This window comes from Sulfidibacter corallicola, assembly GCF_017498545.1.
Taxonomy (GTDB): Bacteria; Acidobacteriota; Holophagae; order Acanthopleuribacterales; family Acanthopleuribacteraceae; genus Sulfidibacter; species Sulfidibacter corallicola.
On record NZ_CP071793.1, the window covers coordinates 8,504,634 to 8,526,422 of the forward strand.

The window sequence follows — 21,789 nt, forward strand, 5'->3', positions numbered from 1 at the left end:
AATGTAAGCTTTTGCTAAAATGATCACAATAGATCAAAATGAAAAATACTTTTGCTATTTTGCGAAAATGAGGTCATACGATGAACGATGTCGATGCCTTGAAAGGCATTCCCGAGTTTGTCGCGGCGGTGGAGCGGGGAAGCTTTTCCAAAGCGGCACGCGAACTCGGTGTTTCGGTTTCCTTCATCAGCCGTCAGATCGACGCCATGGAACGGCGGATGGGGATCAAGCTCTTACATCGAACGACGCGCTCGATGAATCTCACACCCAACGGTCGGACCTACTATCTTGCCTGTTCCGAACTGTGGGCGGGCTTCAAGGCCGCCCAAGGGCGGATCCTGGATCAGGTTGAAACCCCCAAAGGCTTGATTCGGATCAGTTCCGGTGGAGAATTCGTATCTCGAGAGATCGGGCCGATATTGGCTGATTTCATGTTGCTTTATCCGGAAATCAGCTTGGAGATGGTGTTCGCCAACCGCCAGGTCGACCTTCACGAGGAAGGATTCGATCTGGCGATACGTTTCGGAGCCTTGAAGGGCGGCAACCTGTTGGCCCGAAAGCTGGTGACCCGGAAATTGACCCTGTGCGCCAGTCCCACATTCCTCAAAGAGTTCGGGACACCCGGACATCCAAATGATTTGCGTCGCTTCAACTGCTTGATCGGCAACACCGACCGTTGGCGATTCAAGGTGGACGGCGGTGTTCGCGAGATCCAAGTGAAGGGAAACTGGCGCAGCAACGACAGCAACCCGGTGCTGGTCGCCGCGGCCTGTAAAGGCCTGGGAATCGCCTACCTACCGTATTACTCGACGCGGGAAGGCCTGGCCTCGGGCGCCTTGGTGACGCTCCTCGATTCCTACATGATTGACGACAAGGCCACCTGGCTCATTTACCCCGATCGACTCTTTATGCCACTACGGGTTCAGTTATTGATCGATTTTTTGTGCGATAAGTGTTCAGAAATCGAAATCGCTTGAGGTCAGTTGGCTGCTGAACGATCGTGGGTGGATAACAGGCACAATCCAAGATAGTCCCGTTGGCCTGGGGTTCCATTCAAGGGAAGTCAGGGACAAGGCCACGTAACGCTGTAGGTGAGGATTGGGAATTGGGGACAGGCAAGTATAGTGGGCTAGAATATAAGGAGTTATCTTCAGAGCTCGGACGCCGGGCTTCAGGTCTCCCTTTGTGCGACAAGTGTTCAGAAATCGAAATCGCTTGAGGTCAGTTGGCTGCTGAACGATCGTGGGTGGGTAACAAGCACAATCCAAGATAGTCCCGTTGGCCTGGGGTTCCATTCAAGGGAAGTGAGGGACAAGGCCTCGTAACGCTGTAGGTGAGAATTGGGGAATTGGGTGGGAATTGGGAGGGGAATTGGGGACAGGAAAATATAGTGGCCTAGAATATAAGGAGTTATCTTCAGAACTCAGATGCCGGGCTTCGGGTCTCCCTCGGGCAGGTCATGGTGTGAATCGAAAGTTTTGCAGGACCGCCCGGTCGTCGTGAATCATCAACAGAAACAGATTGTCGTAATCGGCGTGGTCGATGTGTACCTCGGGACCACCAAGCATTTCGATCAACTGGGGGACCGTGTTGGAATGACCAGCCACAAACAGGGCTTTTCCTTTTGCCGCATGCACCGCTTTTACCAGCGAACCGGCCTCGCGAGCCCCGATGACTGTCACGGATTGGCCTGCGACCTTTGCGACAGGCGCCGCGGTGAGCTGCGTACGCTTGTACTCGGTAGCGTAGACTCCGGCGAGTGGGATGCGTGAAAAAAAGGTGGCAAGCTTATCTGCTCGCGCCTGTCCCGCTTCGGTCAAGCCTGCGTCATCACTGCTGTCGACTTTCTCCGCGTGGCGAACCAAGTAGACGAGGGTGACCTCGCCGGCCTGAACCCAAATGCCCATCGCCATCATGAGCAACATCATGAAACGCATCACCGAATCCTCCCAATCGTGCAATTTCTCAATCGAAAGGGATCATTGTACCCGAATCATGTCCGTGGAGCGAAGGATCCTTGGCAGACCAACGCACCAAGAACCTACTGCTGTTTGGTTTCCTTCATGCGCTCTTGGGTTTTGCGCATTTCTTTGATTCCGCGCAGGTGGTCCCTCCAGATGTTGGAAGGCACGTCCCCATTTCCCGGCGTGATCAGCACGGCACTCAGGATATGGTTGACCAAAAAGTCCGGGAGCGGTTCTCCATAGGGTTTTTCGGCCAAGGAATCGTAGACCCGGACTTCCTCCTGCTCGATACCTTGCATGACCACCCAATGAAGATTGCCGTTTTGCCTTCGCCGAATCAGGGTCAGGACACAGTGGCCTTGCGCCAAATGCCGTTTGATCTCATCCGATGCGGCGGGAAGCTCCTGAAGATCTACAAGGTGGGTTTGGAACCCGTCCTGATGAACGACCCGGAGGATATCCGGTTGCAGAGAGCCTTGACTGGAGGGGTCCAGCGGGTTGCCGCGTCGATCCACGCCCAGTCGAAACCGCAGCTCCTGACGCTCTGGATCCAGTCCGTACCCTCGGTAAATCGTGGATAGGGCGTGCATCCCACAGGTGTGGCCCTCGGTCTGGCATTCGAGGTCAAATTCCCTGGGCTGGCTTAGGGGCTGCGCAGTTCCTGCGACCGGGTGATACTTTCCACGCCGTCTCGGTGACTCGGTATTGGGCGTGCCCAGATAGAAACACTGACTCAATAGCAGCGCCATGATAAGGAGTGATCCAAATTTCGACGCCAGGCTAGGGGACGCTATGGGACACCTCGCTGGATTTCGATCCTGCCCAATCCTCGCTCGCAGGGTTCTGTTGGGGCGCGCGTCGTTCATCACGCCACCGATGCCGCAAATGGGCAAGAAAGATCCACATTCTACCAAGCTCAATCGGTCGCGGAACAACATATTTTGTAAGGGTCTTGTTTTTGATAAGGATGTTCTGGTTGCGATCGAGCGTGGATTTTCAGGGCCCAATATTACCGGACGCAATTTGCCGTGTCGCTTTCGCGTCAACGGCCGTCGTGAGCCTGTCCTTCTCCAACCCGCGGATGATGTCTCGAGCGTCTTCGGCCAGAGCGCCGGAATCGATGCGTTCGGCGATTTGCAAGGCCGACTCGGCCATGCCTGCGCCCCCAGATTGCCGATCACCGGAAGGGAAACGACGACCACGTATTCTTCGATGTTCGCCTCGACCGCGGCTTGCAGTGACCTCATTGAAGTGAGCGGCCTGGCGCGGGACTCCAGGGACCCGACTCGCTTGTTCGATCGGGACAGCGATTCGATGATATCGACCGTCGCCGGCAAGGGGCATTGAGGTAAATCTCCTGAATGTCAGGGAAGCTGGCGGAGAAGGTCGAGGACCGAGCGTTCCGGCCAACGGGGCCACCAATGGCCCATGTCCACCGTCGTTGCGTCCGAACGCAAGGCCAACAAAAAGGCGACGAGGTCGTCGATTTCGGTTTCGCGGAGGCCCAACGGCCGCATCTCGAAGTCTCGGCCCCGTTCGGTTCGGCCACCTCGATTGTAGAGCCGAACTACGTCGACCAGACGCTCGGCCGAGCCGTCATGCAGGTAGGGCGCCGTTAGATCGAGGTCGCGCAACGTGGGCGTTTTGAAGGCACCCATGTCCTGGCTTCGGCCGGTGACGGCGCCGCGCCCCTGGGACGCGGCATCGACGTCGCCCACATCGGCTGCCGAGGCCGTGTTGTGGAAACGTTCGTCGGTGAAATTGGAGCCCGTATGACAGGCGACGCAACGCGCCTTGCCGAAAAAGAGGCGTCGCCCGTTCAACTCGCCTTCGGTCAGGCCTTCCAACCCCGCTTCGTATCGATCGATTCGGCTGTTGCCGCCGAGGACGGTTCGCTCGAAGCTGGCGATCGCCTTGCCGATCGTGGATGCCGAGGGCGTTTCACCGAATGCCGCCTGGAAATCGGCCACATAGGAAGGATCACCGCTGAGGAACGCCACCGCTTCCGCCACGGAGGAGGCCATCTCGTCCGGGTTGGTGATCGGCAGCAGCGCCTGTTCTTCCAACGAGGCGGCTCGGCCGTCCCAGAACTGGGCGGCGGAGAACAAACGATTCAGAATGGTTGGGGTGTTGCGTTTCAGTGTGGTGTTCGCGTTGCCCACTGCGAGGGGAAGTCCGTCGGTGAAGGCTAGGTCCGATTCGTGGCAGGTCGCGCAGGACATCCCGTTGCTGGAGAGTCCGGTCTCGAAGAACAGACGTTCCCCAAGCGCTGCCGCTTCGGCGGTCCAAGCGTTGTCCATGGGGATTTTGGCATCGGCCCGCTCCAAACCCAGCGGCAACGCCTGCTCGGTCGTTTGGTACTGGGATTTGGGAAGGGGGCGCAACGCATCGCGGGCCAGCTCTCGGTGCGAACGAACCACCCGGGAAACCATCACTTCGTCCATCATCAGGATGGCCTCGTTGCCCGCGACAAAATCGGCCGGTTGCCCGTACGATCCGGGGCCCAGGACCAGATCGCCGCCGGCGACCACCACCGGACCGGGATCGGGAATGACGGCTTCGGTGATCAGGATCCCATCTTGGTAGAGCAGCAGCGTGCCCGAGCGATGGTCGTAGGTGAAGGCCCCGTGGAACCAGGTTCCCGGAGGGAGGGGCGTCCCGGCGGGACCAACCCCGTACCGACTGCCGTTGCGGTGGATCCATGCCTGGAGTCGTCCATCCTCGAGCAGCACCAGTTCCAGGGCGCCTTCGATCGTCACCAGGTGCCGATCGTGATTGTCGGCACTTTGGTTCATGTCCACCAGCCTGCGGACGAAGGCCTGTACCGTGACCGATTGGATGTCGTTCACCAGCTCGTTTGCGCTGACCGTGACGCTACCGCGATCGCCGAGATATAGGGCCTGACCAACCATGCCGCGGTTGATGTCCTCTCCGTCGAATCCGTACTCCTGGGGGAACCATGCCGAATCCAAGCGGCCAGGCTCGCCGGTCCGCGCCAAATTGTTGGCGAACAGCGGATCCACCTCTCCGTATTGGGCCACGACCTCGTTCATCGGAACCACCGCCACGTAGTCTGGATCGTAAAAGGAAACTTCGCTGTAGTTGGCGTTGTTGCTGCTGAACAGTGGGTAAACCGGACCCCAGTCTGTGTTGCCGACCGGATTGTCGCGCGCTTCGGGGAAAGGTTTCCACATGCCGGGGCTGAGGCCCGGCGAGGAGAAGAACAGGCGGCCCTCGCTCTCTTGATCGGGAAGCAAGGTGCCGCGATTGGGATTGAGCGGGCCATCGATCGGACGTAGCCGGAAATCGGTCAAACGTCCAATCACGGCGAGACCGGCGCGCCTGGCCTGTTCGCCGCGGCCGGTACGCAGGGTGGTGTGGAACAATTCGCTGCCGTCGCGACTGATCCAAGGATAGGCGCCGAGGTAGAGCTGTTCGTCCGCAAAGGGTCGCCCGTCGGCACCGATCAGGGGTTGCTTCGCGATTGGAAATCGCTCGTGGAACGCAATGCCGCCGACCATGCGGTCGCGATCCAGCTCGTACATGCGGTTCAGGCTCTGGGGCCGGGACCAGCCCGTCAACGCGCCTGGCGTTTCGTTCCAGCAATAGACGATCACGTCGATTTCGCCGGTGTTGCCGGGATCGCCCTGGAACACGAGCAAGCGGCCGTCGTTGGTGATGGTGGGCTCGATCCCGCGAATGGACTGATCGTCCAAGGTCTTCAACGCGGCGAATGGTGCGGTAATCTCGGCCTTTTGAATGAAGGTCCGGACCGTTTTGGGCTCCCCGACTACGATCTTGGCGGAGAGCCGTCCCAAGACGTCCTTTCCCTCCGGGTTGAAGGGATCGAAACCGTGCAGTGTGGCGAAGACCAGCATGTCGTAACAGGCAAAGGTCCCACCTGGATCGGGGTTGCCATGCTCGTCGACGGGATACGGGTTCTCCGCCCGGTCGGGGTGGGGCACCAGCGCGATCATGTTCACTACCGCCATACCCACAGCCTGGGCGTCCGGATGCTGGTGGATCTGTCGCAGCTCTTCGTCCGAAAAGACGCCGTCATCACCGGCCGGAATCGGGACCCGGTGGAGAAAGGTGGGCTCCGAAACCGCATCCGGGGCCGTGAAATCGGGCAGCCCGTCCTCGTCTCGTACCAGAGCCTCGGGCCGCAACGCGGCGGTGACCCAACCCAGGTACGGCTCTCCCGCGTACAGGCCAGGAGCCGAAACGACAATCAGGCGGCCATCCCAGGTGGACGCGTGGCCATCACCGCGAAATGGCGTGGCCACGGCCGTGTTGCGAATGGACCGAATCTCGGGTTCTTGGGCGAACACTTGGTTTGATGGTGTGGAAATGCAGGTAACGAAGGAGATAGAGGTGGGGATGGTGAGGATGGTGGTGGCGATACGGGAAAAAAGGCTCATGTCGACCTCCGTTCGTTTGCCTGGCGAACCCGAGCGGCTTCCCAAAGGAAAGACGGAAGTCAAATCAATGTCCCTGACATGGATTAATGTTTTTGAGTGATTAGTTTTTGATTTTGTAAACTGTCTTCGCGATGAAAATGGATTCAGGAAAGTGCAGTTCGCGCCTCGTACGCTGACCTGCCTGACGCCGGCACCTCGCCACCCGTCCGGTACAGATGGTCGGTTTTCGATGGACGGTCGGGTTTGTGTCGTTCACCATCAATCTTTGGTGCAATCGATGGGATCATCCAGATTGAGGTACAGGAAGTCGCGTACGTCGATGGTTGCATTCCCATCTGCGTCCTGTGCAAAGGGGGTCAGCCAGTCCTGAGCCAGGCGCCACAGATCCTTCAGGTTGTTGCAGCCGTCGCCGTTGAAGTCGAAGAAGAGATCATTGGCCGCCACCAGAAGGAGTGCCGAGGTGGTGGCGCCACCTCTGGGCGTTCCGCCGGAGACCGTCACCTCGATGAGGGTGGTTTGCGATGGAGGTGGGCTGTTGCCGATCGTGATGGTCTCGTTGTCCTCGGTGAAGGGGGTGGGGGGATCGGTGCTGAAGTCATATTGGATCGGTGGCGTCACACATATCGCATCAACCGAGAACGACACCGGATCGAGCCCCATACCTTTCGAAGGCATGGTGAACCTCGCCGTTGGATTGGTAAACGTGGTGATGGTGGCACTGCCCGAACCGAGTCCGCCGCAGACCGAATCACTTAGCGTCACGATCGAATAGGTCGTGGTGGCGGTAGGGGAAACGGTGCGGGTGGCGGGACTGACCGTGACACCCTGCTGCATGACGCCGTCGGACCAGGTGAGGTCCCACGGCCCTGTGCCCGTGAGTGCGGCCTCGATCTGGGCGCTCTCACCAGAACAGATGATCGCATTTCCCGTGACGGTGGCGGTTGGTGAGGCGGCGCACCGGGTGGCGATGAATTCGCAAACGACCGCCTCGCCCAGGTCCAGGTCGATGGTGGCCAGGCCGGCGCCCACGTCCACGACGGTCCCGTTGTCCAAATCGGTGCAGACGATGTCGGTCAACAGCCAACCTGGCTCGATCAACTCCGAAACCTCGTAGGTTCCCGGCTCCAGGTTGTTGAAAATGCGTCGATCGCTCAACGTGACATTCGAGTCGTCGTCCAGAGAAAAATTGCCCAGACTGCCGGTGAAGTCGAAATCCGTGGGATCGGGGACGTTGGTACTCTTGACGATGGTTATGTTGTGCGCCAAGGCACCCGAGCGTTCGCAGACTTCGGCGCGAACGCTTCGTTCGTCGGTGCTCGACATGCCGTCCAGCGCACCACCTGGGGCACCCGTGAATTCGATTCGGTAGGTGATGTCGAAGAAACTGTCCACCAAAAAGTTGCCGTCACCCAAGTCGGTCAAGGTGGTATGGCCAGGAGTCGGCAAATCGTGATCGCTGCCTGCCGTGATGGTGAGATTGGCGAAGTCCGGATCGCCGGTGATGGCGCCATCCATGCTGAAGATTTGGGTGTCGAAACGCTGAACCGCATCACCCGGTGCCCGCATGGCGGAATGGGTTTCGAGGGTGACCGGCATGCTCAGGTTTCGCAGGAAGCCGGCGAGATTTCCGGTGCCCCTTATCTCCAAACCGAGACTGGCCTCGAAAACCTCTCGTTCGCCACCGAGATCGCCGCCTGTCTGCCCGCAACCGACGACCTGGCAGAAAAAGGATTCGAGACTGAACATCAATTCCAAAACCGATCCCGGAGGCAGTCCATCTTGAATCACCATCTCATTGATGGGATTGACGTACTGGCCCTTTTCCGGCGGTAAAGTAACCGTACCGGTCCCGTTGTCTTGGCCGGTCACATCGGTTTTCGAGCGACGGGATTCGATGTTGATCGTGCCTTGGGTCGTTCCCTGCCGACCTGCCAAGGCGCCGCCCGCGGCTCCGGTGAATTCGATCTGGTAGGTGATATCGAAGAAGCTATCCACCTGGAATTTGCCGCCATCGACCTCCTGAAGGGTCGTGTGCCCGGGGCTTGGCAGTCCAAAATTGCTGCCGGCGGTGATGGACAACGAGGCGAAATCCGGATCACCGGCGATACTGCCTTGAAGACTGACGAGCTCGGCTGTCAGATACTGAACTGGTTGACCGGGTACGCGCGGCGCGGAATGGGTTTCGACGGAAACTGGAACCCTGAGAGTGCGGCGAAAGTCCGAAAGTTCGCCCGTGCCCTCGAGGTTGAGACGAAGCATTGCGTTGAACACTTCTACTTCGCCACCCAGGATTCCACCGGGTTGGCCGCAAGGCTGGGGGCAATCGAATTGATAGAGTGTCGGCTTCATCTCGATGATGGAGCCCGGTGGTGTGCCATTGATAATAAAGAGTTTCTGTTGGGGACTGAGATAACTGCAGTCTTCGGGGGGTAGGGTGGCCGTGCCGGTACCATTGTCCTCGGTTTCACAACGGCGATCGGGCAAGTTCCCGCGGGCCTCCAAGCGTGTCGTGCCCTGTGTCGACCCTGCCAATCCTTCGAGGACCCCACCTGGCGCACCCACGAAATCGATCTGGTAAGGGACATCGTAGAAGGAATCGACCAAAAAGGTTCCGTCGCCTAGATCGTGGAGGAAGGTGTGTCCGAAACTGGTGAGGCCGTTGTCCCTACCCGAGATAATGGTCAGCGAGGAGAAATCGGGATCCGGTGGCAGGGATCCTTGGAGGTTGGTGATCTCCCTATCGAAACCCTGGAGGGCCTCACCCGGTGCACGCGGTGCGCTCTGTGTCTCCATGTCGAATTCCAGGGAAATGATGCGGCGATACCCTGAAAGCTCTCCCGTTCCCCGTAATTCCCAAACCATGACCGCATTGAAAACCTCGCGCTGACCGCCTAGGAGGCCGCCATCCTCGACCAAGCAGGCCGTATTGGTCAGCGGATTCCTGCAAAAGAAGCCGCCGAGGTGTGGTGTCATTTCGATGGTGGTGCCCGGCGGCAGCCCATCGATGATTTTGAACACCTCTTGGGGTGTTCGGAAAATGCAGCCCTTGGGAGGTAGATCGACCGTGCCGGTACCGTTGTCGGCGACGATACAGGGGTCACCGAGCTGGGCCAGGGCCGCACTCCAAGTGACCATCGCCAGAAGCCCCGTGAGCAGCCATCTCGTAACGGGACGACCTTCGGGAAATAAGTGCTTGGTTCGGCCCATGTTGTACCTCCTATTACAGGCACGGTAAGACGAAAAAGGTCGATCGCAAGGAGCGTCGAGTATGGGGAATGTTGATTCAGCAACCGATACCGTTATTCTAACTTAAAACCTAACGGATAAGTCGCCTCTTTCCTGTTGTTCGAAAGATGAGAATGATAATGGTAATCGTTGTGTTCAAGGGGGTTGTTCCGTGCCTACGAAGGCTGATGGGCGCCTGGCCCAGGGCGACCTCGAGTGCGATAACGCTTCGGTGCTACAATTTGCGCCAGAGATATTCACCGAACATCTAAAACGGATCGAGGGTGCCGGGACATGGGCGGGAACGTGACCGTTCGAGCGGAGCGTCGATCTCGAATCGAGGGAACCCATGTACGACCTTTTGACCAAACCATTTGAAAAGCTGAGAGCCTATGAGGGATACGGTCCTCTATTCCTGCGCTTGATCGTGGGGTTCCACCTGATCTACGGCACGCAGGACAACGTGTTCAGCTACGCCCGCATGCTCGAGTTTCGCGAGTTCCTGGTGCATCACGGCTTCCCGTTTCCTTTGTTCAGTGCCTTTCTCTCGGTCTATGCCCAGTTTCTGGCCGGGATCTGTTTCCTGTTGGGGCTGTGTGTGCGGCTCGCGGGATCGATCATGATCGTCAATTTCCTCGTCGCGATCGCCATGGTTCACATCGGCGACGCCTACCCAGCCGTGTTCCCCGCCTTGATGATGCTTTTCTCCGCCGTTTTCTTCACCCTCAGTGGCGCGGGGAACTGTTCCCTCGATCGTGCGATGGAGCTCAGGAAAATGGCGATAGTGTCATCCAAACCCCTGAATTGAAGCCAGATGTGACCTTGTGTATGATGAAACCCCAATGGATACCATTCATCCGGTGGAGGTAGCGATGGTTGCCCTGTCCGTGGTTGCGAAAGCTCTTCGACCCCGTTGCCTGTTGGCGTGGCTGCTCTGTCTGGGCGCCGTTCACGGGGCGGGACCCGAATCCGATGTTCCCTTCATCGTGGTGCTGGGCATTGCACAGGATGCCGGATATCCGCAAGCCGCGTGCGCGAAAGCCTGCTGTGCCGATGCCTGGGCCGATCCCAATCGCCGGCGCCATGCAGCTAGTCTGGCACTGGTGGATCCACAGAGTGGACGGCGGTGGTTGTTCGACGCCACACCAGATTTCAAGATGCAGCTTCGCACGCTGGACCGGGTGGCGCCTCCCAAATCTGCGCCGGACCTCGCGGGGATCTTCCTGACCCACGGCCACATCGGCCACTATAGCGGGTTGTTGCATCTGGGCCGAGAAGTGATGGGTGGACGCAAGGTTCCCGTTTTCGCCATGCCACGCATGGTCCGGTTCCTCAGCGGGAACGGACCTTGGGATCAATTGGTCCGCCTGAAGGACATCGTCCTGCAACCGCTGGCCGACGGGCAAAAGGTCGAGCTGACCGAGAACCTTTCGGTCACGCCGTTTATGGTGCCCCATCGCGACGAGTACACTGAAACGGTCGGATACTTCATCGAAGGACCCAACCGGGCCGCACTGTTCATCCCCGATATCGACAAATGGGAGAAGTGGGAAACCCCCATCGAGCGATGGTTGGCGAAGGTGGACGTCGCCTATCTGGACGCCACCTTTTTTGCCGAGGGTGAGATTCCGGGCCGCAATATGAACGAGATTCCCCATCCGTTCATCGTGGAGAGCATGGATCGCTTCGCGAAGCTGAGCCCGGAGCAACGCGGGAAGGTGCGATTCATTCATCTCAACCACACCAATCCCGCCATCAGGCCCGACGGCGATGCGCGCAGGCAAATCGAGCGGCGCGGGTTCGCGGTGGCCGAAGAACGAGAGCGAAGGTCCCTTTGAGCTCGGCTCAATCGGCGTCTTCTTTCTTCTCACGATCACCCGTTTCGATGTGCCAGGGCTCCACCGCGCCTTCGAGCCGGCCCGCTTGGGGATAGGCGCTCGCGGCTCCGTGGCGATAGACCGGTTCGCCGCCACTGTGGCCCGCCGCCAAGGTGAAATTTTTCGGGGCGTGCGGAACTCTCGGCGTTTCTCCTGGAAGACCTGCTCGATCCGGTACCTTGATGAACTCGGCTCCCGAAAAACGTTTCATCACCCTTGGCGAGATTCCTTCATTCGTGGGTGGCATCGAAATCGGAGGCCCAGGCGATCGTGTTGTGATCGGGGTGGTTGCGCAGAAAGAGGATCACCACCTGATCGCCGACGGAGATCGGTGGTTGGGTCATTTTTCTGTCTGTCGGGAACCACTGCGTCTGGCCCTCGGACGCTCCGGAAGGGCCTGCCTGAAAGCGATAGGTGAACCGCCATGGGTGGATTCCGTTGACTCGTAGGCGGCGGTTCAGGCTGATATCCGTGACCTTCGCCAGGCGAGTGTCGCCTTCGCTCAGCAGCCTTCTGAGGGCCTGGACCCGAAACCGGATGAGAATCAGAAAGAAGAGTCCCACCGATCCCATCGAGACCGGCAACCACAGCAGCGGGGTCGGTACCGCGGCCGCGTAGGTTCCCGCAATCCGTGCCAAGGTCGGGTTGTCGGGCAAGTACTCGATCGTCACCGGGTCACCCGCTTGAAGGTCCGGTCGTTTGAGGAAGGAATACCCCTGCGTGGTGGAACCGTCCGGCAGGGGAAACGTGAAATCGACCCGATAGGTGTCTCCCGAGCGGCTGCGCCCGGTACTGCTGAGCTTCAAACCTGTCACACGGCCTTCGGCGATGATGGATGCTCGGTCCAACTGGATATCCGCCAAAAAGAAGCCCGGCCTGGCGATCCACTGAATGATCAGGAGGGTCAGTCCGGATACCACGGCGAGAATCGTGAACACCAAACCGCAAATCCACATGCCCGGAGCTTGGTGCCAGAGGTTGCGTCGAAACACGGAGCGCGGTGCTCTGGGCACGTCCTGTACATTGACTATGGGTCTATCCAACGTCAACCTCCCATCGAGACGATCGCGTCGAGCGGAACCGAATCTCGCGGTGCGCGCGATGGTTCCGGAATTGTAAGGGCGTATTTTTCGGTACCTACTCTATCGGGCGTAATGCCAAAACAATCAGGCCGATTTGGTGGAAAAGCAGGCCCCCCGGTGTAGGATGAAGCGAGGAGACGCCCGGTTCTCGTGGCTCGTGATTCGGCGGGCCGTGACTTCCCGGTGAAAGCCGGGCGTGTTCGGCTCCCGCTCCATGCCTGAGGAGGGAAAACATGCCGTTCCTCGATCTCGAACAATGGCCGCGCCGCGATCTGTTTCATTTCTTCAGAACCTTCGAGTATCCTTTTTTCGGTGTGTGCGTGCGCGTGCGCGTAGGCCGATTACTGGCCTGGGCCCGGGCGCGACAGCTCAAATCCTTTCCATGTCTGCTGTATGGTTCTCAATCGGCCGCGAACGGCGAGCCCTCGTTTCGTTATCGGCTACGCGGCGAACGCGTTTGGGTGCATGACCGAATCGAGGCGGGTTTCACCGTACCCGATTCGCCGGAGTCCTTTGGCTTTTGCCATGTTCCCTACCATGCGACATTCACCGGCTTCTATCGGGATTGCCGCCAACGCATCGAGGCCTTTCGCAAAAATCCCCCGCCGCTGACGCCCTCCACCACCGATGACGTGATTCACTACTCGGTGTTGCCGTGGTTGGCGTTCACGGGGTTCAGTCACGCGCGACCGGGTGATTTAGGTGATTCGGTACCCAAGATCATGTTCGGCAAAATCGAGGGAGCGGAAGGCGAAGAGGAAATGCCGGTGCACGTGTCGGCCCATCACGCGCTGATGGATGGGGTCCATGTGGGTCGTTTCATCGAGGCGTTTCAATCGATTCTTGATCGCCCTGAATTGCTGGATGAAGACGTGCCCAAATGATGCATCGAAGCGATCGAGCCGCCAACGAGAAAGGTTCCCGGAGCCTGTTGCGCCGAGAACCCAGAATTCGGGACCATGGGGAGATGTTTAAGTGGAGAAGGGAAGGGGTGACTGTTCGATCAGGAGTCTCACCCCTCTTTCATGGCGTGGCATCCGGGGAAAATGAAGGCGTATCCTGCCTGGACCAAATCCAGGGGACGGGTATGCAGATCCCAACGGATTGGTAACGTAAGCAATTCATTGGCTTTCGAACTAGCCGCCTTGGCGGCTAGGGATGTGCATGATAAGCCGCCGGGCAAAAGCAGATCAAATTGTATCATGTGAATTTCGAGCCAAAAGGATCAGACCTCGAAGAGCTTTGATAGTATCCAAATTAGTTGAGTGTAGCGCCGCAAGGAGAGTGGTGGGATATTTTTCGATAATCAATAAAATAACTTCGAGATATACCGCTGGTGAAAGCTGTGTGCGGTTGGGTTGAGAAAATTTCGTGATTAAAAATATGGATGTTGAGAGGTGTGTTTTTTGGTAAGGAAAAAGCTTGCCAGGGTCAGGCGAGCCAGGGGAGAATGAAGCAGCACCAGGCAGTATCCATCGCAAAGATTTTTCTTTCGACTCTGGATCGATTCTCTTGTCGGAAGAGGGAACGGAGGCGTCATGCCGGAGGACCAAGTTGAATTTTCCCATGACAAGGCGTTCAAGGATCTCGTTCTTGCGTTTCCCAAGCAGTCGGTTCGTGCCTTGGTGCCCAGGCTCGAAACGGAATATGGATGCTTGGAGGAGGTGGTTCAGCTTCGCCAGGAGATGCCCCGCCACAGACTGTATGATCCCGGCCGCATCGTGGACCTGGCCATGCACCTCAAATTTCGCGGCGGTGGCGGGCTGATTTGTTTGATGGAGCACCAGAGCAAGAAGTCGTCGTTTTCGATTCATCGGCTGTGTCACTACGTGCTCGACCTGGATCGGATGGTGGGTGGGTTACCGGTTTTGCCCGTGGTGGTGTTCACCGATCGCCCTCGGTGGCGGCGCGATGTGGCACGCCGGATTCGTCACGAGGCGGTCGAAGAGACCTGGTTGGACTTTTCGTTCCTGCGGGTGAAGTTGCGCGAACAAAACGTAGACGACATCTGGCGTAGCGATAATCCAGTATGGTACGTCCTGGCGCCGCTGCTGGACTATCCGGAAGAGGAGCGCTTGCACGTGGCGGCCCTGGCCTATACCCATTTATATAGGGTGACAGATCACGGGACCTTCATTCGTTTCATGGATTTCATTGACGTCAACGCTCGATTGAGCGGTGAAGAAAAGCGGAGTTTGGCGAGGCTGTTCGAGGAAACGGAGGATCGGATGAGCATGACGGTACGCGAGATACTGATGGAAAAAGGGGAGCAACGGGGTATCGAGATAGGGGAGCAACGGGGCATCGAGATAGGTGAGCAACTGGGTTACGAACGAGGTGACCTTTATCGAAAGTGCGAAATGGTGAAAAGCATGCTGCGTGCGGGGTTGGAAAAAGTCCAAGTCGCGGAAATCGCGGAAATGAGCGTCTCCGAAGTTATGGAAATCGCCTCCGAGATGTAGCGGAGAATCGGATGAGCATGACGGTACGCGAGATACTGATGGAAAAAGGCGAGCAACGGGGCATCGAGATAGGGGAGCAACGGGGCATCGAGATAGGCCTGGAACAAGGCAAGCAACTGGGTTACGAACGAGGTGACCTTTATCGAAAGTGCGAAATGGTGAAAAGCATGCTGCGTGCGGGGTTGGATAAAGCCCAAGTCGCGGAAATCGCGGAAATGAGCGTCTCCGAAGTTATGGAAATCGCCTCCGAAATGTAACGGAGCGACAAATCTCCACTGCGCTCTCTCGGGCTCTCTCGATTCATTTCCCCTGTGTCGCGCGCGCCAGGTTGTTCCGTACCGCCGACACCGGATTGCCCAGGCCTCTCAGCCCGCCGAGAGCATAGCCTCCCAGGTTGATGGCGACCAGGCGACCTTCTTTGTCGACGACGGGTGCCCCGCTGGTCGCGGTCAGGTCCAAATCCTCCAAATACACATATTCGAGCCAATCTTCGGTGACATCGGTGACCACCGCCAGGTGTAGGGTCTTTTCATCGTTGCTCACGGATGAATAAAGCCATACCGGTTCGTCCACGCCGATAGGTTCCGTGCGAAAGGGTAGCGCCTGGGGAGCCAGGTCCTCGGAGGCGCGAAACACCAACAGATCCTGGGTGCATGAGTTCATGTCCATTTTCCTGGCGCCCTCGATGGGGATGACCTCGTGAAACGTCAAGGGTTCGAAGGTTGGGTCGTCGGACGCGCACCTGACGCTGCGGACTTGTTCCGGCACTTCGTGCCAGGCCAGCTCGCGCGGCAAACCGCCGGCTTCACCGAGAAGGTGGTGTGCACTCAGCAGGTAGACCGTGTTCGTCCGGGGTTCCTTGCCCAGAAAGGCTTTGCCGGCCCGGACCTCCCCGAGCTGGGTGTCGAAGGTGGGTGCGTAGACCGGATAGGCCCCAACATCCGGTGTTTTTTCATGGGACACCTTGGCCAGGACCTCGTCGTGGGTCGAGTAGAACATCATGACGGCCAGCCAACTGCCGAATGCCAGCAGGACGAGCAGGCCCAAACAGCTAAAAGTAAACCACAAAAACATGTTCTTGTTGTTCATCGAAAACCCACCAAACGAAACCTGTCTTGGGAACTACGGGGGACGGGCGACGAATTAAGAGAGCCTTTTGCTGGGGTACCAAAGTCCCAGCGCTTTCAACACGGCGAGGGAAAGCCCTGGCGCCTTCTGAAAGCCTCGAATGAATGCCCAGAGTACGAAGGGGAAAATCATTTCCCGCTTGTTTTTGCGGATGGCCAGAATCACCTTGTCCGCGACATCCTGGGGTTCGAGTACGGGAAACATCTTCGATATTTTGGGGTACCAATCGAGATCCGCATCCTCTCGCTCGAAATAGCCGGTGTTGACCTGTGCGGGACAAATCAAGGACACGCCGACACCTTCGCGAACCAGTTCTTCGTAAAGCGCCAGAGACATGCCGACCATGGCGTAACGAGCGGCAGTGTAGGGGACCATGTAGGGGAGCGGAAAGTAGCCGGCCGGGCTGGTGAGGTTGACGATATGGCCTCGCTTACGCGCCCGCATCTTGGGCGCAAGGGCCTGGCAGGCAGCGATCGCCGCTTTGAACGGAAGCTGGACGGGCGCGGTCGCCTCTTCGGCCGACATGTGATGCATCGGTTTGAACGTTCCCGAGCCCACGTTGTTGACCAGAATGTCGATGGGCCCGAGAGAGGCTTCGATGTTCGGCAGCGTGGCCAGAAGTTGGTCCGTATCGCCCAAATCGCATCCGAACGCCTGCGCCGTGCCACCGGATTGGCGAATGGATTCCGCGGCGTCTTCCAGCCGCTCACTGGGTCGTGCGATCAAGGCTACCTGGCAACCGGCTTTTGCCAATGCTTCGGCGATCGCTTTGCCGATCCCGGAAGAGGCACCCGTCACCACGGCATTCCAACCCGATATATTTTTCAATGAGGTGCTCCTGAAACATCATTGCCAAAGGCATACCGACATCCTGTTCCTTTCGATCGGAACTTTCGGCAAAGACGTGTGGTTGAGGCTGATGCGTCCAGTATAGCTCATCCGCTCGGGTGGGGCGATACCGAGACCCGACACCCTCGAATCCGGCCCTCCAGGTGCCGTCGAAGCCCGCGTGACTCCAACTGCTAGGGGATTGTCGGTTCCCGATGGTAGACTTTCGTTGATTCCAGTCCATATCGAACACCGGAGCATTGGTTTGCGAAGTCCCCCTGTGTCTCCCAGCGATAGGGTGCGTCGGCGCGGCATGATTCTCGTCGTGACGCTCGCTTTGTTGATTGCCGGCTGTGCGAAGCGCTCGATCGAGACCCCGATCCCGAGCGACCATTGGCCCGAACCGCCCAGCCAGGCGCCACGACGGTTGATGTTGATGTTACCGGGGTACCAGGACAGCGAGGCGCACTTTCGCCGCAACGGCTTTTTCGATTTGGTGGCTCGGCAACCCGAGGGTTTTCGCGATTGGCAATTGATCGCGCTCGATTCTCATGTGGGCTATTTCCAAACCGGTACCATGCCTCAACGTATCGAAAACGAAGTCATGAAGGCCTATCCCGACATTCCCGTCACGCTTCTCGGCGTGTCTTTCGGTGGATTTGGGGCGCTGTATTTGGCCCGTGCTTTCCCCGATCGGGTGGACGAATTGGTATTGTTCGCTCCGTTTCTCGGCCGCCGCGACTTTTTGAAACGCCTGCACATGGAAGGCCTGAGTGAGTTTCAACCGCGTGATCGCTTGGAGCGTGAGCTGTTGGACAATTGGCGTTTTCTGCTCGAGGACTCACGGAGAACCGGCGTCGAGATCCACATTCTCCACGGAGAATCCGATCGCCTGGCGCCCGCCGTCGAGCTTCTGGCTCCGAAGGCGCCCCATATCAAGGTGACAACTCGCCCAGGAGGACACAAGTGGAAGATCTGGCACGGGTTGTTCGAGGCTTGGTTGCGCGATCGGAAGCCGCAACATGTTCCGGCTCCTGAGAGACCTTGATCGATGACCAGAGCATGGAGTGGCATGGCCGAAGGACCATGCCGAGAGCCAAACGGATGCAGGTCGTGGGGTTCGGCTCGGCTTAGGGCAAGCCCATCCAAACGAAAGCCATCCCGTGGAATGAGGCCGGTCCATTCGTTGGATGGGCGCCGGTTGGGATCAGGAGTTCACCTCGTCCGTCATCGCCTTCGAAATGTAGGTCATCAGCTCGCTGTCCATGTTGAATCCGTATTGAGCCGCCACGTTGGGATTCTCCCGATACATGTGGCCGAGCGACGCTTCGATGCCTTTGTTCCCGCCCGTAAAGGCCTCGATCAGTTCTCGATACCGCCGGGTGAGGTTTTGGACTCGATCTGATTGGGCCGGGGTGCCCTTGGCCATTTCGTCTCGAAAAGAGGCGAACAGGTCCTGCCAATCTCGTTGGGCCTGTTCGAGGGCCTCCGGCCCCAATTTCTTGGCGCGCCGATCCAATTCCGCCAATTGCTCCTTGGTGTAGTACTTTTCGAACATCGTCATCACCTCGATGGTGTTCACGAGCTGGTCGACTGGAACTTCTTCCTGTCTCCGAAGGGCGTTGGCTACACGCTCCAGCCGGTGTTTCAGTCTGGTTTTCAGCTCGATCTCCTGGGATAGACGGTCGAGGTGCCGTTCGATGGCCTTGGCTGCCGAAAACTCGGGTCGCAGAAGGAGTTCACGGATTTCCTCTAGCGAAAACCCCTGCGATCTCAGCGATTTGATGCAGATCAAGCGGGTCAGGTCGGCCTTTCCATACAGGCGGTGACCCGATTCGGTTTTGGCACCGGGTTGCAACAGACCGATGTGGTCGTAGTGATGCAGAGTGCGCACCGTGAGCCCGGTATGGCGCGCCATGTCGCCAACTTTCCAGGGGAAAGGTCGCATGCAGGGGCCTCCATCGAAAACTCGGCGAATCTCACCGTCGCATTCGAGGTTAATTCCTGACGTCGCGTCAGGTTCAAGGACTTTTTTCGGGGCGTGTGGACCCTTGGTTTTCCGAAGAACGATCGACTGGCGCGCAAGGTCTTCGTGATGGCTCGGCACGACGCAAAACCAGCGGTCCGAGAAGGATGACTGCGGAGGGCAAGCTATTGGAGCGGAACACTTCTGGGGCAGAGACGAGTTCGTCGGTGTCTCATTCCTTGTAGGCGATGCAACTGATTTCCACGTTGTAAGGGGCGACCAGATCCTGGCCACCGATACAGGCGCGAGCCGGGAATTCGCCTTTGAAGTAGGTGGCGTAGACCTTGTTCATGGCGGCGTAGTCCTCGATGCGGCGCAGGTACACCGTGGCGCTCACGACATGCTCGAAGCCGTAACCGTGTCGCTCTAGAATCCGAGCGATGTTTTCCATGACCTGTCGCGTTTCCGCGGCGGGGTCTTCGGTTATTTTCTTGCCGTCCGGTGCGCGCCCCACCTGGCCGCTAACGTAAAGGGTGGGACCGGCTTTGCGAGCGGAACTGAACGGTAACTTGGTCGCAGCCTTTTCGCCGGCGAAAACGGATGGCACCGAACCGGCCATGAAAAACATCGAAATCACGGACATCATGAAGAAAAACCTCATCGCGGACTCCCTTGGTTTGGTGTATTTGCCTGAAAACTAGCACAATCCCCAAACAAATGCGATGATCGCGTCCTTCCCCGAACGCAGGTTTTCTGCAGGGTCGTGGTGACTCCGAGCTCCCGTTGAGTTGGGATGTCAATCGCCGGTGGGCACGACGCCAGCGGAAGCGATCATCAGGATGGTGGTTCGTTCCGGGGCCCTGGTCCGGTGGACCACGCCCCTCCGGACGCAAACACTTTGCTGCGGCTTCAGTTCGAAGGTGGGGCCGTTTTCGATTTCCACGTAGAACACCCCGTCGATACAGAGAAAGAATTCATCTTCGTTGTCGTGCTTGTGCCAGTGAAACTCACCCTTCACCACGCCAAGCCGCGCCACCGAATCGTTCACCTTGCAAAGCGTTTCGTTGTACCAGTCATCCCGGACACCGGCCTGGATCTCGTGGATGTCGATAAGCTCCTGAAAACCGTATTTCACGTCGGTCGTAATCGCATAGTCTTTGTCTTCGGGTTTCATGTTCATCCCTCTCGGGTGCGGTCGGATACCGTCACGTTGTCGTTCTCGATGATTTGGGTTTGTGTTCCGATTCTTTCACATTTGCGATCAGGTTTTTTTCAAACCGTGTCGAAAAAAGGGCAAACACGTCGTCGACTATGTGGAATCACACATCGGCAAGGGAAGGTGCCGCATGAGCGGCAGCATATCGAACTGACATCCCAGAACCCGGAACGGACGGAATCCATGACCCGTCCCTCGACGTTCCCGCAGGCTCCGCTGAAAACCCTTCCCACTTTCACCACGATACGAGAGGTTTCCCTAATGTTTATTGCAATTACCAAAACCTATTTCGACCCGGAAATCAAAGACCGCATCTCGAAAATGACCGAAGAATCGGCAACGTTGGTTCGTAGCCTGAAGGGCTTCGTTTCCCGCCGTACCCACCTGGCCACCGACGGCAGTCATTTCATGACCTACTGGGAATGGCAAACGAAAGAGGATCACGAAGCCTGTATGACGCATCCCGGTTGGGCAGAGTTCAATCGCGAGTGGGGTGAATTGACCGAGTCGGGCAAGTTGCGGTTCGAATTGAAGACCTACGAGACCATTGACGCCCTAACCATCTGATCCGACATCGGAGCATGCAAGGGTGCCCATCCGGCACCCTTCTCCAAGAAGTCGGGAAGATGCGGCTCCCTGATGGGCACTCGCCACCGGGGCTGCTTCCCCGGTCGGGGCCTACTGCGATAGATAGCGTTACAAAAAACGACCCGTATGGCTTTCCGGCACTGCCGCGACCTCTTTCGGCGTGCCGATGGCCATGATTCGGCCGCCTTTGTGCCCGCCGTCGGGACCCGGGACGATGACGTGGTCGGCGGATTTGATCAAGTCCAGATTGCGGGCGATCATGATCACGCTGTGGCCGGATTCGACCAGACGGTTGGGGCACTCCAGCAGCCGCTCGATATCGGCGATGTGACGGCCGCGATTGGTCACCTCGAGCGTGTCCTGGTTGTCGTGCAACGTGCCCAGGCGAAGGGACTGTGGTGTCGGATGCCCGGCATAGCCGAGACAACAGGAGCGGGGAGGCGCTCTGCCGCACTTGGCGCGTACGGCAGGCAGCGTGGTTCTTGGCCGATTAGGAGCGTGGCGGGTAGGTGCCCTTCAAAGAGATGATGTAGTTCACCGAGAGGGTGGCCATATAGTTTTGATGAGCCAGGCCTTTTCCCGTGTTGCCCACCGTGTCGTCCGGAAAATCCTGAAGCCTGTCACCCTGGGTCTCGGGTTCATAAAAAACACCGTCCACCTTTGCAAGCACGGTGGTCGAAGGGGTCGTGAGGTTCGCGGTGTTTGTACTGCCCTGCATGGGGTGGTTGTGATTTGGCATTTCTGCGTCCGTCAACACGACGGTCGGTTCACCTGCTCTCGAGCCGAGCGGGCGATTGGTCAACGGTGGTCCCGCAATGGGAGGCCCCGACCCGAAATGGAGTGGTATCCTGCCGCGAAAGTCGGGCAGGCCGAAACTGGTGCGGCCGTCGCCCCCATAGAGGGTGCCCAATAAAGAAAACAAAGCCTGGTTTTGCGCGACCCCAAGCAACTGCCCATCACAGATGGCCCAATTCACTGGGGCATAGTTTCCGGCAAAGATTCTGATTTCGCCCAAAAACGATTCACTCATGG

The 21,789-nt window shown here is 58.1% G+C and carries 22 protein-coding genes; 9 read left to right on the forward strand and 13 right to left on the reverse strand.

Features of this window, described 5'->3' with window-relative positions; all coding sequences use genetic code 11:
- Nucleotides 1-80 precede the first annotated feature (80 nt).
- The gene (locus J3U87_RS25800; protein ID WP_237378670.1) at nt 81-977 is read left to right on the forward strand and encodes a LysR family transcriptional regulator; all 897 of its coding nucleotides are present in this window, start codon (nt 81-83) and stop codon (nt 975-977) included.
- Nucleotides 978-1,457: 480 nt separating this feature from the next.
- Here the strand turns inward: J3U87_RS25800 and J3U87_RS25805 are convergent, their stop codons facing one another.
- A complete protein-coding gene (locus J3U87_RS25805; protein ID WP_237378671.1) occupies nt 1,458-1,937 on the reverse strand; it encodes a SixA phosphatase family protein in 480 nt (159 codons plus the stop codon).
- Between the two features lie 104 nt (nt 1,938-2,041).
- Nucleotides 2,042-2,554: a hypothetical protein gene (locus J3U87_RS25810; protein ID WP_237378672.1), complete on the reverse strand. Its 513-nt coding sequence runs from the start codon at nt 2,552-2,554 to the stop codon at nt 2,042-2,044.
- 295 nt (nt 2,555-2,849) lie between these two features.
- Here J3U87_RS25810 and J3U87_RS25815 point away from each other — a divergent pair, with 295 nt between their 5' ends.
- Nucleotides 2,850-3,311 carry a hypothetical protein gene (locus J3U87_RS25815; RefSeq protein ID WP_237378673.1) on the forward strand — a complete coding sequence of 154 codons (462 nt, stop codon included), beginning with the start codon at nt 2,850-2,852 and terminating at the stop codon, nt 3,309-3,311.
- Between the two features lie 17 nt (nt 3,312-3,328).
- On the opposite strand, the gene J3U87_RS25820 is transcribed toward J3U87_RS25815, so the two are convergent.
- Nucleotides 3,329-6,385, reverse strand: a complete 3,057-nt coding sequence (locus J3U87_RS25820; RefSeq protein ID WP_237378674.1) for a cytochrome c peroxidase — start codon at nt 6,383-6,385, stop codon at nt 3,329-3,331.
- A gap of 258 nt (nt 6,386-6,643) precedes the next feature.
- Nucleotides 6,644-9,592 (reverse strand): prealbumin-like fold domain-containing protein, encoded by a 2,949-nt coding sequence (locus tag J3U87_RS25825; protein WP_237378675.1) that lies wholly within the window; start codon nt 9,590-9,592, stop codon nt 6,644-6,646.
- Nucleotides 9,593-9,959: 367 nt separating this feature from the next.
- Here J3U87_RS25825 and J3U87_RS25830 point away from each other — a divergent pair, with 367 nt between their 5' ends.
- Together J3U87_RS25830 and J3U87_RS25835 are read left to right on the forward strand one after the other, a co-directional pair.
- On the forward strand, nt 9,960-10,418 hold the full coding sequence (locus J3U87_RS25830) for a DoxX family protein (RefSeq protein ID WP_237378676.1): 459 nt from the start codon (nt 9,960-9,962) through the stop codon (nt 10,416-10,418).
- Nucleotides 10,419-10,482: 64 nt separating this feature from the next.
- Nucleotides 10,483-11,448, forward strand: a complete 966-nt coding sequence (locus J3U87_RS25835) for an MBL fold metallo-hydrolase (protein WP_237378677.1) — start codon at nt 10,483-10,485, stop codon at nt 11,446-11,448.
- A gap of 7 nt (nt 11,449-11,455) precedes the next feature.
- Here J3U87_RS25835 and J3U87_RS25840 read toward each other — a convergent pair whose 3' ends face one another.
- A complete protein-coding gene (locus J3U87_RS25840; protein WP_237378678.1) occupies nt 11,456-11,701 on the reverse strand; it encodes a hypothetical protein in 246 nt (81 codons plus the stop codon).
- 16 nt (nt 11,702-11,717) lie between these two features.
- Complete coding sequence (locus tag J3U87_RS25845) at nt 11,718-12,530, reverse strand: DUF3592 domain-containing protein (protein ID WP_237378679.1); 813 nt, start codon at nt 12,528-12,530, stop codon at nt 11,718-11,720.
- Nucleotides 12,531-12,802: 272 nt separating this feature from the next.
- Between J3U87_RS25845 and J3U87_RS25850 the strand changes: the two genes are divergently transcribed.
- The 3 genes from J3U87_RS25850 to J3U87_RS25860 all read left to right on the forward strand — a co-directional run bounded on the left by J3U87_RS25850 (nt 12,803) and on the right by J3U87_RS25860 (nt 15,288).
- Nucleotides 12,803-13,453: a CatA-like O-acetyltransferase gene (locus J3U87_RS25850; RefSeq protein WP_237378680.1), complete on the forward strand. Its 651-nt coding sequence runs from the start codon at nt 12,803-12,805 to the stop codon at nt 13,451-13,453.
- A gap of 654 nt (nt 13,454-14,107) precedes the next feature.
- Nucleotides 14,108-15,031: an RpnC/YadD family protein gene (locus J3U87_RS25855; protein ID WP_237378681.1), complete on the forward strand. Its 924-nt coding sequence runs from the start codon at nt 14,108-14,110 to the stop codon at nt 15,029-15,031.
- An 11-nt stretch (nt 15,032-15,042) separates the two neighbouring features.
- Nucleotides 15,043-15,288 (forward strand): RpnC/YadD family protein, encoded by a 246-nt coding sequence (locus J3U87_RS25860; RefSeq protein ID WP_237378682.1) that lies wholly within the window; start codon nt 15,043-15,045, stop codon nt 15,286-15,288.
- A gap of 43 nt (nt 15,289-15,331) precedes the next feature.
- On the opposite strand, the gene J3U87_RS25865 is transcribed toward J3U87_RS25860, so the two are convergent.
- Together J3U87_RS25865 and J3U87_RS25870 are read right to left on the reverse strand one after the other, a co-directional pair.
- Nucleotides 15,332-16,120 carry a S1 family peptidase gene (locus J3U87_RS25865; protein WP_237378683.1) on the reverse strand — a complete coding sequence of 263 codons (789 nt, stop codon included), beginning with the start codon at nt 16,118-16,120 and terminating at the stop codon, nt 15,332-15,334.
- Nucleotides 16,121-16,174: 54 nt separating this feature from the next.
- Nucleotides 16,175-16,987, reverse strand: coding sequence for an SDR family NAD(P)-dependent oxidoreductase (locus J3U87_RS25870; protein ID WP_237378684.1), 813 nt, complete (start codon nt 16,985-16,987; stop codon nt 16,175-16,177).
- Between the two features lie 265 nt (nt 16,988-17,252).
- Between J3U87_RS25870 and J3U87_RS25875 the strand changes: the two genes are divergently transcribed.
- Nucleotides 17,253-18,035 (forward strand): alpha/beta fold hydrolase, encoded by a 783-nt coding sequence (locus tag J3U87_RS25875; protein ID WP_237378685.1) that lies wholly within the window; start codon nt 17,253-17,255, stop codon nt 18,033-18,035.
- Between the two features lie 159 nt (nt 18,036-18,194).
- On the opposite strand, the gene J3U87_RS25880 is transcribed toward J3U87_RS25875, so the two are convergent.
- The 3 genes from J3U87_RS25880 to J3U87_RS25890 form a co-directional block, all read right to left on the reverse strand.
- Entirely contained in the window at nt 18,195-18,935 is a 741-nt protein-coding gene (locus tag J3U87_RS25880) for a MerR family transcriptional regulator (RefSeq protein WP_237378686.1), read from the reverse strand.
- A gap of 250 nt (nt 18,936-19,185) precedes the next feature.
- Nucleotides 19,186-19,614 (reverse strand): RidA family protein, encoded by a 429-nt coding sequence (locus J3U87_RS25885; protein ID WP_237378687.1) that lies wholly within the window; start codon nt 19,612-19,614, stop codon nt 19,186-19,188.
- A 135-nt stretch (nt 19,615-19,749) separates the two neighbouring features.
- Nucleotides 19,750-20,127: a cupin domain-containing protein gene (locus J3U87_RS25890; protein ID WP_237378688.1), complete on the reverse strand. Its 378-nt coding sequence runs from the start codon at nt 20,125-20,127 to the stop codon at nt 19,750-19,752.
- A 303-nt stretch (nt 20,128-20,430) separates the two neighbouring features.
- Here J3U87_RS25890 and J3U87_RS25895 point away from each other — a divergent pair, with 303 nt between their 5' ends.
- Nucleotides 20,431-20,736 (forward strand): hypothetical protein, encoded by a 306-nt coding sequence (locus J3U87_RS25895; RefSeq protein ID WP_237378689.1) that lies wholly within the window; start codon nt 20,431-20,433, stop codon nt 20,734-20,736.
- Between the two features lie 129 nt (nt 20,737-20,865).
- Here J3U87_RS25895 and J3U87_RS25900 read toward each other — a convergent pair whose 3' ends face one another.
- Nucleotides 20,866-21,105, reverse strand: a complete 240-nt coding sequence (locus tag J3U87_RS25900; protein ID WP_237378690.1) for a hypothetical protein — start codon at nt 21,103-21,105, stop codon at nt 20,866-20,868.
- Nucleotides 21,106-21,247: 142 nt separating this feature from the next.
- Nucleotides 21,248-21,787, reverse strand: a complete 540-nt coding sequence (locus J3U87_RS25905; RefSeq protein WP_237378691.1) for a phage tail protein — start codon at nt 21,785-21,787, stop codon at nt 21,248-21,250.
- Nucleotides 21,788-21,789 lie beyond the last annotated feature (2 nt).

Coding starts and splice junctions, on each gene's coding strand:
- J3U87_RS25800 (WP_237378670.1), top strand. CDS start 81: ATGAACGATGTCGATGCCTTGAAAGGCATTCCCGAGTTTGTCGCGGCG.
- J3U87_RS25805 (WP_237378671.1), bottom strand. CDS start 1,937: ATGCGTTTCATGATGTTGCTCATGATGGCGATGGGCATTTGGGTTCAG.
- J3U87_RS25810 (WP_237378672.1), bottom strand. CDS start 2,554: ATGCACGCCCTATCCACGATTTACCGAGGGTACGGACTGGATCCAGAG.
- J3U87_RS25815 (WP_237378673.1), top strand. CDS start 2,850: ATGGGCAAGAAAGATCCACATTCTACCAAGCTCAATCGGTCGCGGAAC.
- J3U87_RS25820 (WP_237378674.1), bottom strand. CDS start 6,385: ATGAGCCTTTTTTCCCGTATCGCCACCACCATCCTCACCATCCCCACC.
- J3U87_RS25825 (WP_237378675.1), bottom strand. CDS start 9,592: ATGGGCCGAACCAAGCACTTATTTCCCGAAGGTCGTCCCGTTACGAGA.
- J3U87_RS25830 (WP_237378676.1), top strand. CDS start 9,960: ATGTACGACCTTTTGACCAAACCATTTGAAAAGCTGAGAGCCTATGAG.
- J3U87_RS25835 (WP_237378677.1), top strand. CDS start 10,483: ATGGTTGCCCTGTCCGTGGTTGCGAAAGCTCTTCGACCCCGTTGCCTG.
- J3U87_RS25850 (WP_237378680.1), top strand. CDS start 12,803: ATGCCGTTCCTCGATCTCGAACAATGGCCGCGCCGCGATCTGTTTCAT.
- J3U87_RS25855 (WP_237378681.1), top strand. CDS start 14,108: ATGCCGGAGGACCAAGTTGAATTTTCCCATGACAAGGCGTTCAAGGAT.
- J3U87_RS25860 (WP_237378682.1), top strand. CDS start 15,043: ATGAGCATGACGGTACGCGAGATACTGATGGAAAAAGGCGAGCAACGG.
- J3U87_RS25865 (WP_237378683.1), bottom strand. CDS start 16,120: ATGAACAACAAGAACATGTTTTTGTGGTTTACTTTTAGCTGTTTGGGC.
- J3U87_RS25880 (WP_237378686.1), bottom strand. CDS start 18,935: ATGCGACCTTTCCCCTGGAAAGTTGGCGACATGGCGCGCCATACCGGG.
- J3U87_RS25885 (WP_237378687.1), bottom strand. CDS start 19,614: ATGAGGTTTTTCTTCATGATGTCCGTGATTTCGATGTTTTTCATGGCC.
- J3U87_RS25890 (WP_237378688.1), bottom strand. CDS start 20,127: ATGAAACCCGAAGACAAAGACTATGCGATTACGACCGACGTGAAATAC.
- J3U87_RS25895 (WP_237378689.1), top strand. CDS start 20,431: ATGTTTATTGCAATTACCAAAACCTATTTCGACCCGGAAATCAAAGAC.
- J3U87_RS25905 (WP_237378691.1), bottom strand. CDS start 21,787: ATGAGTGAATCGTTTTTGGGCGAAATCAGAATCTTTGCCGGAAACTAT.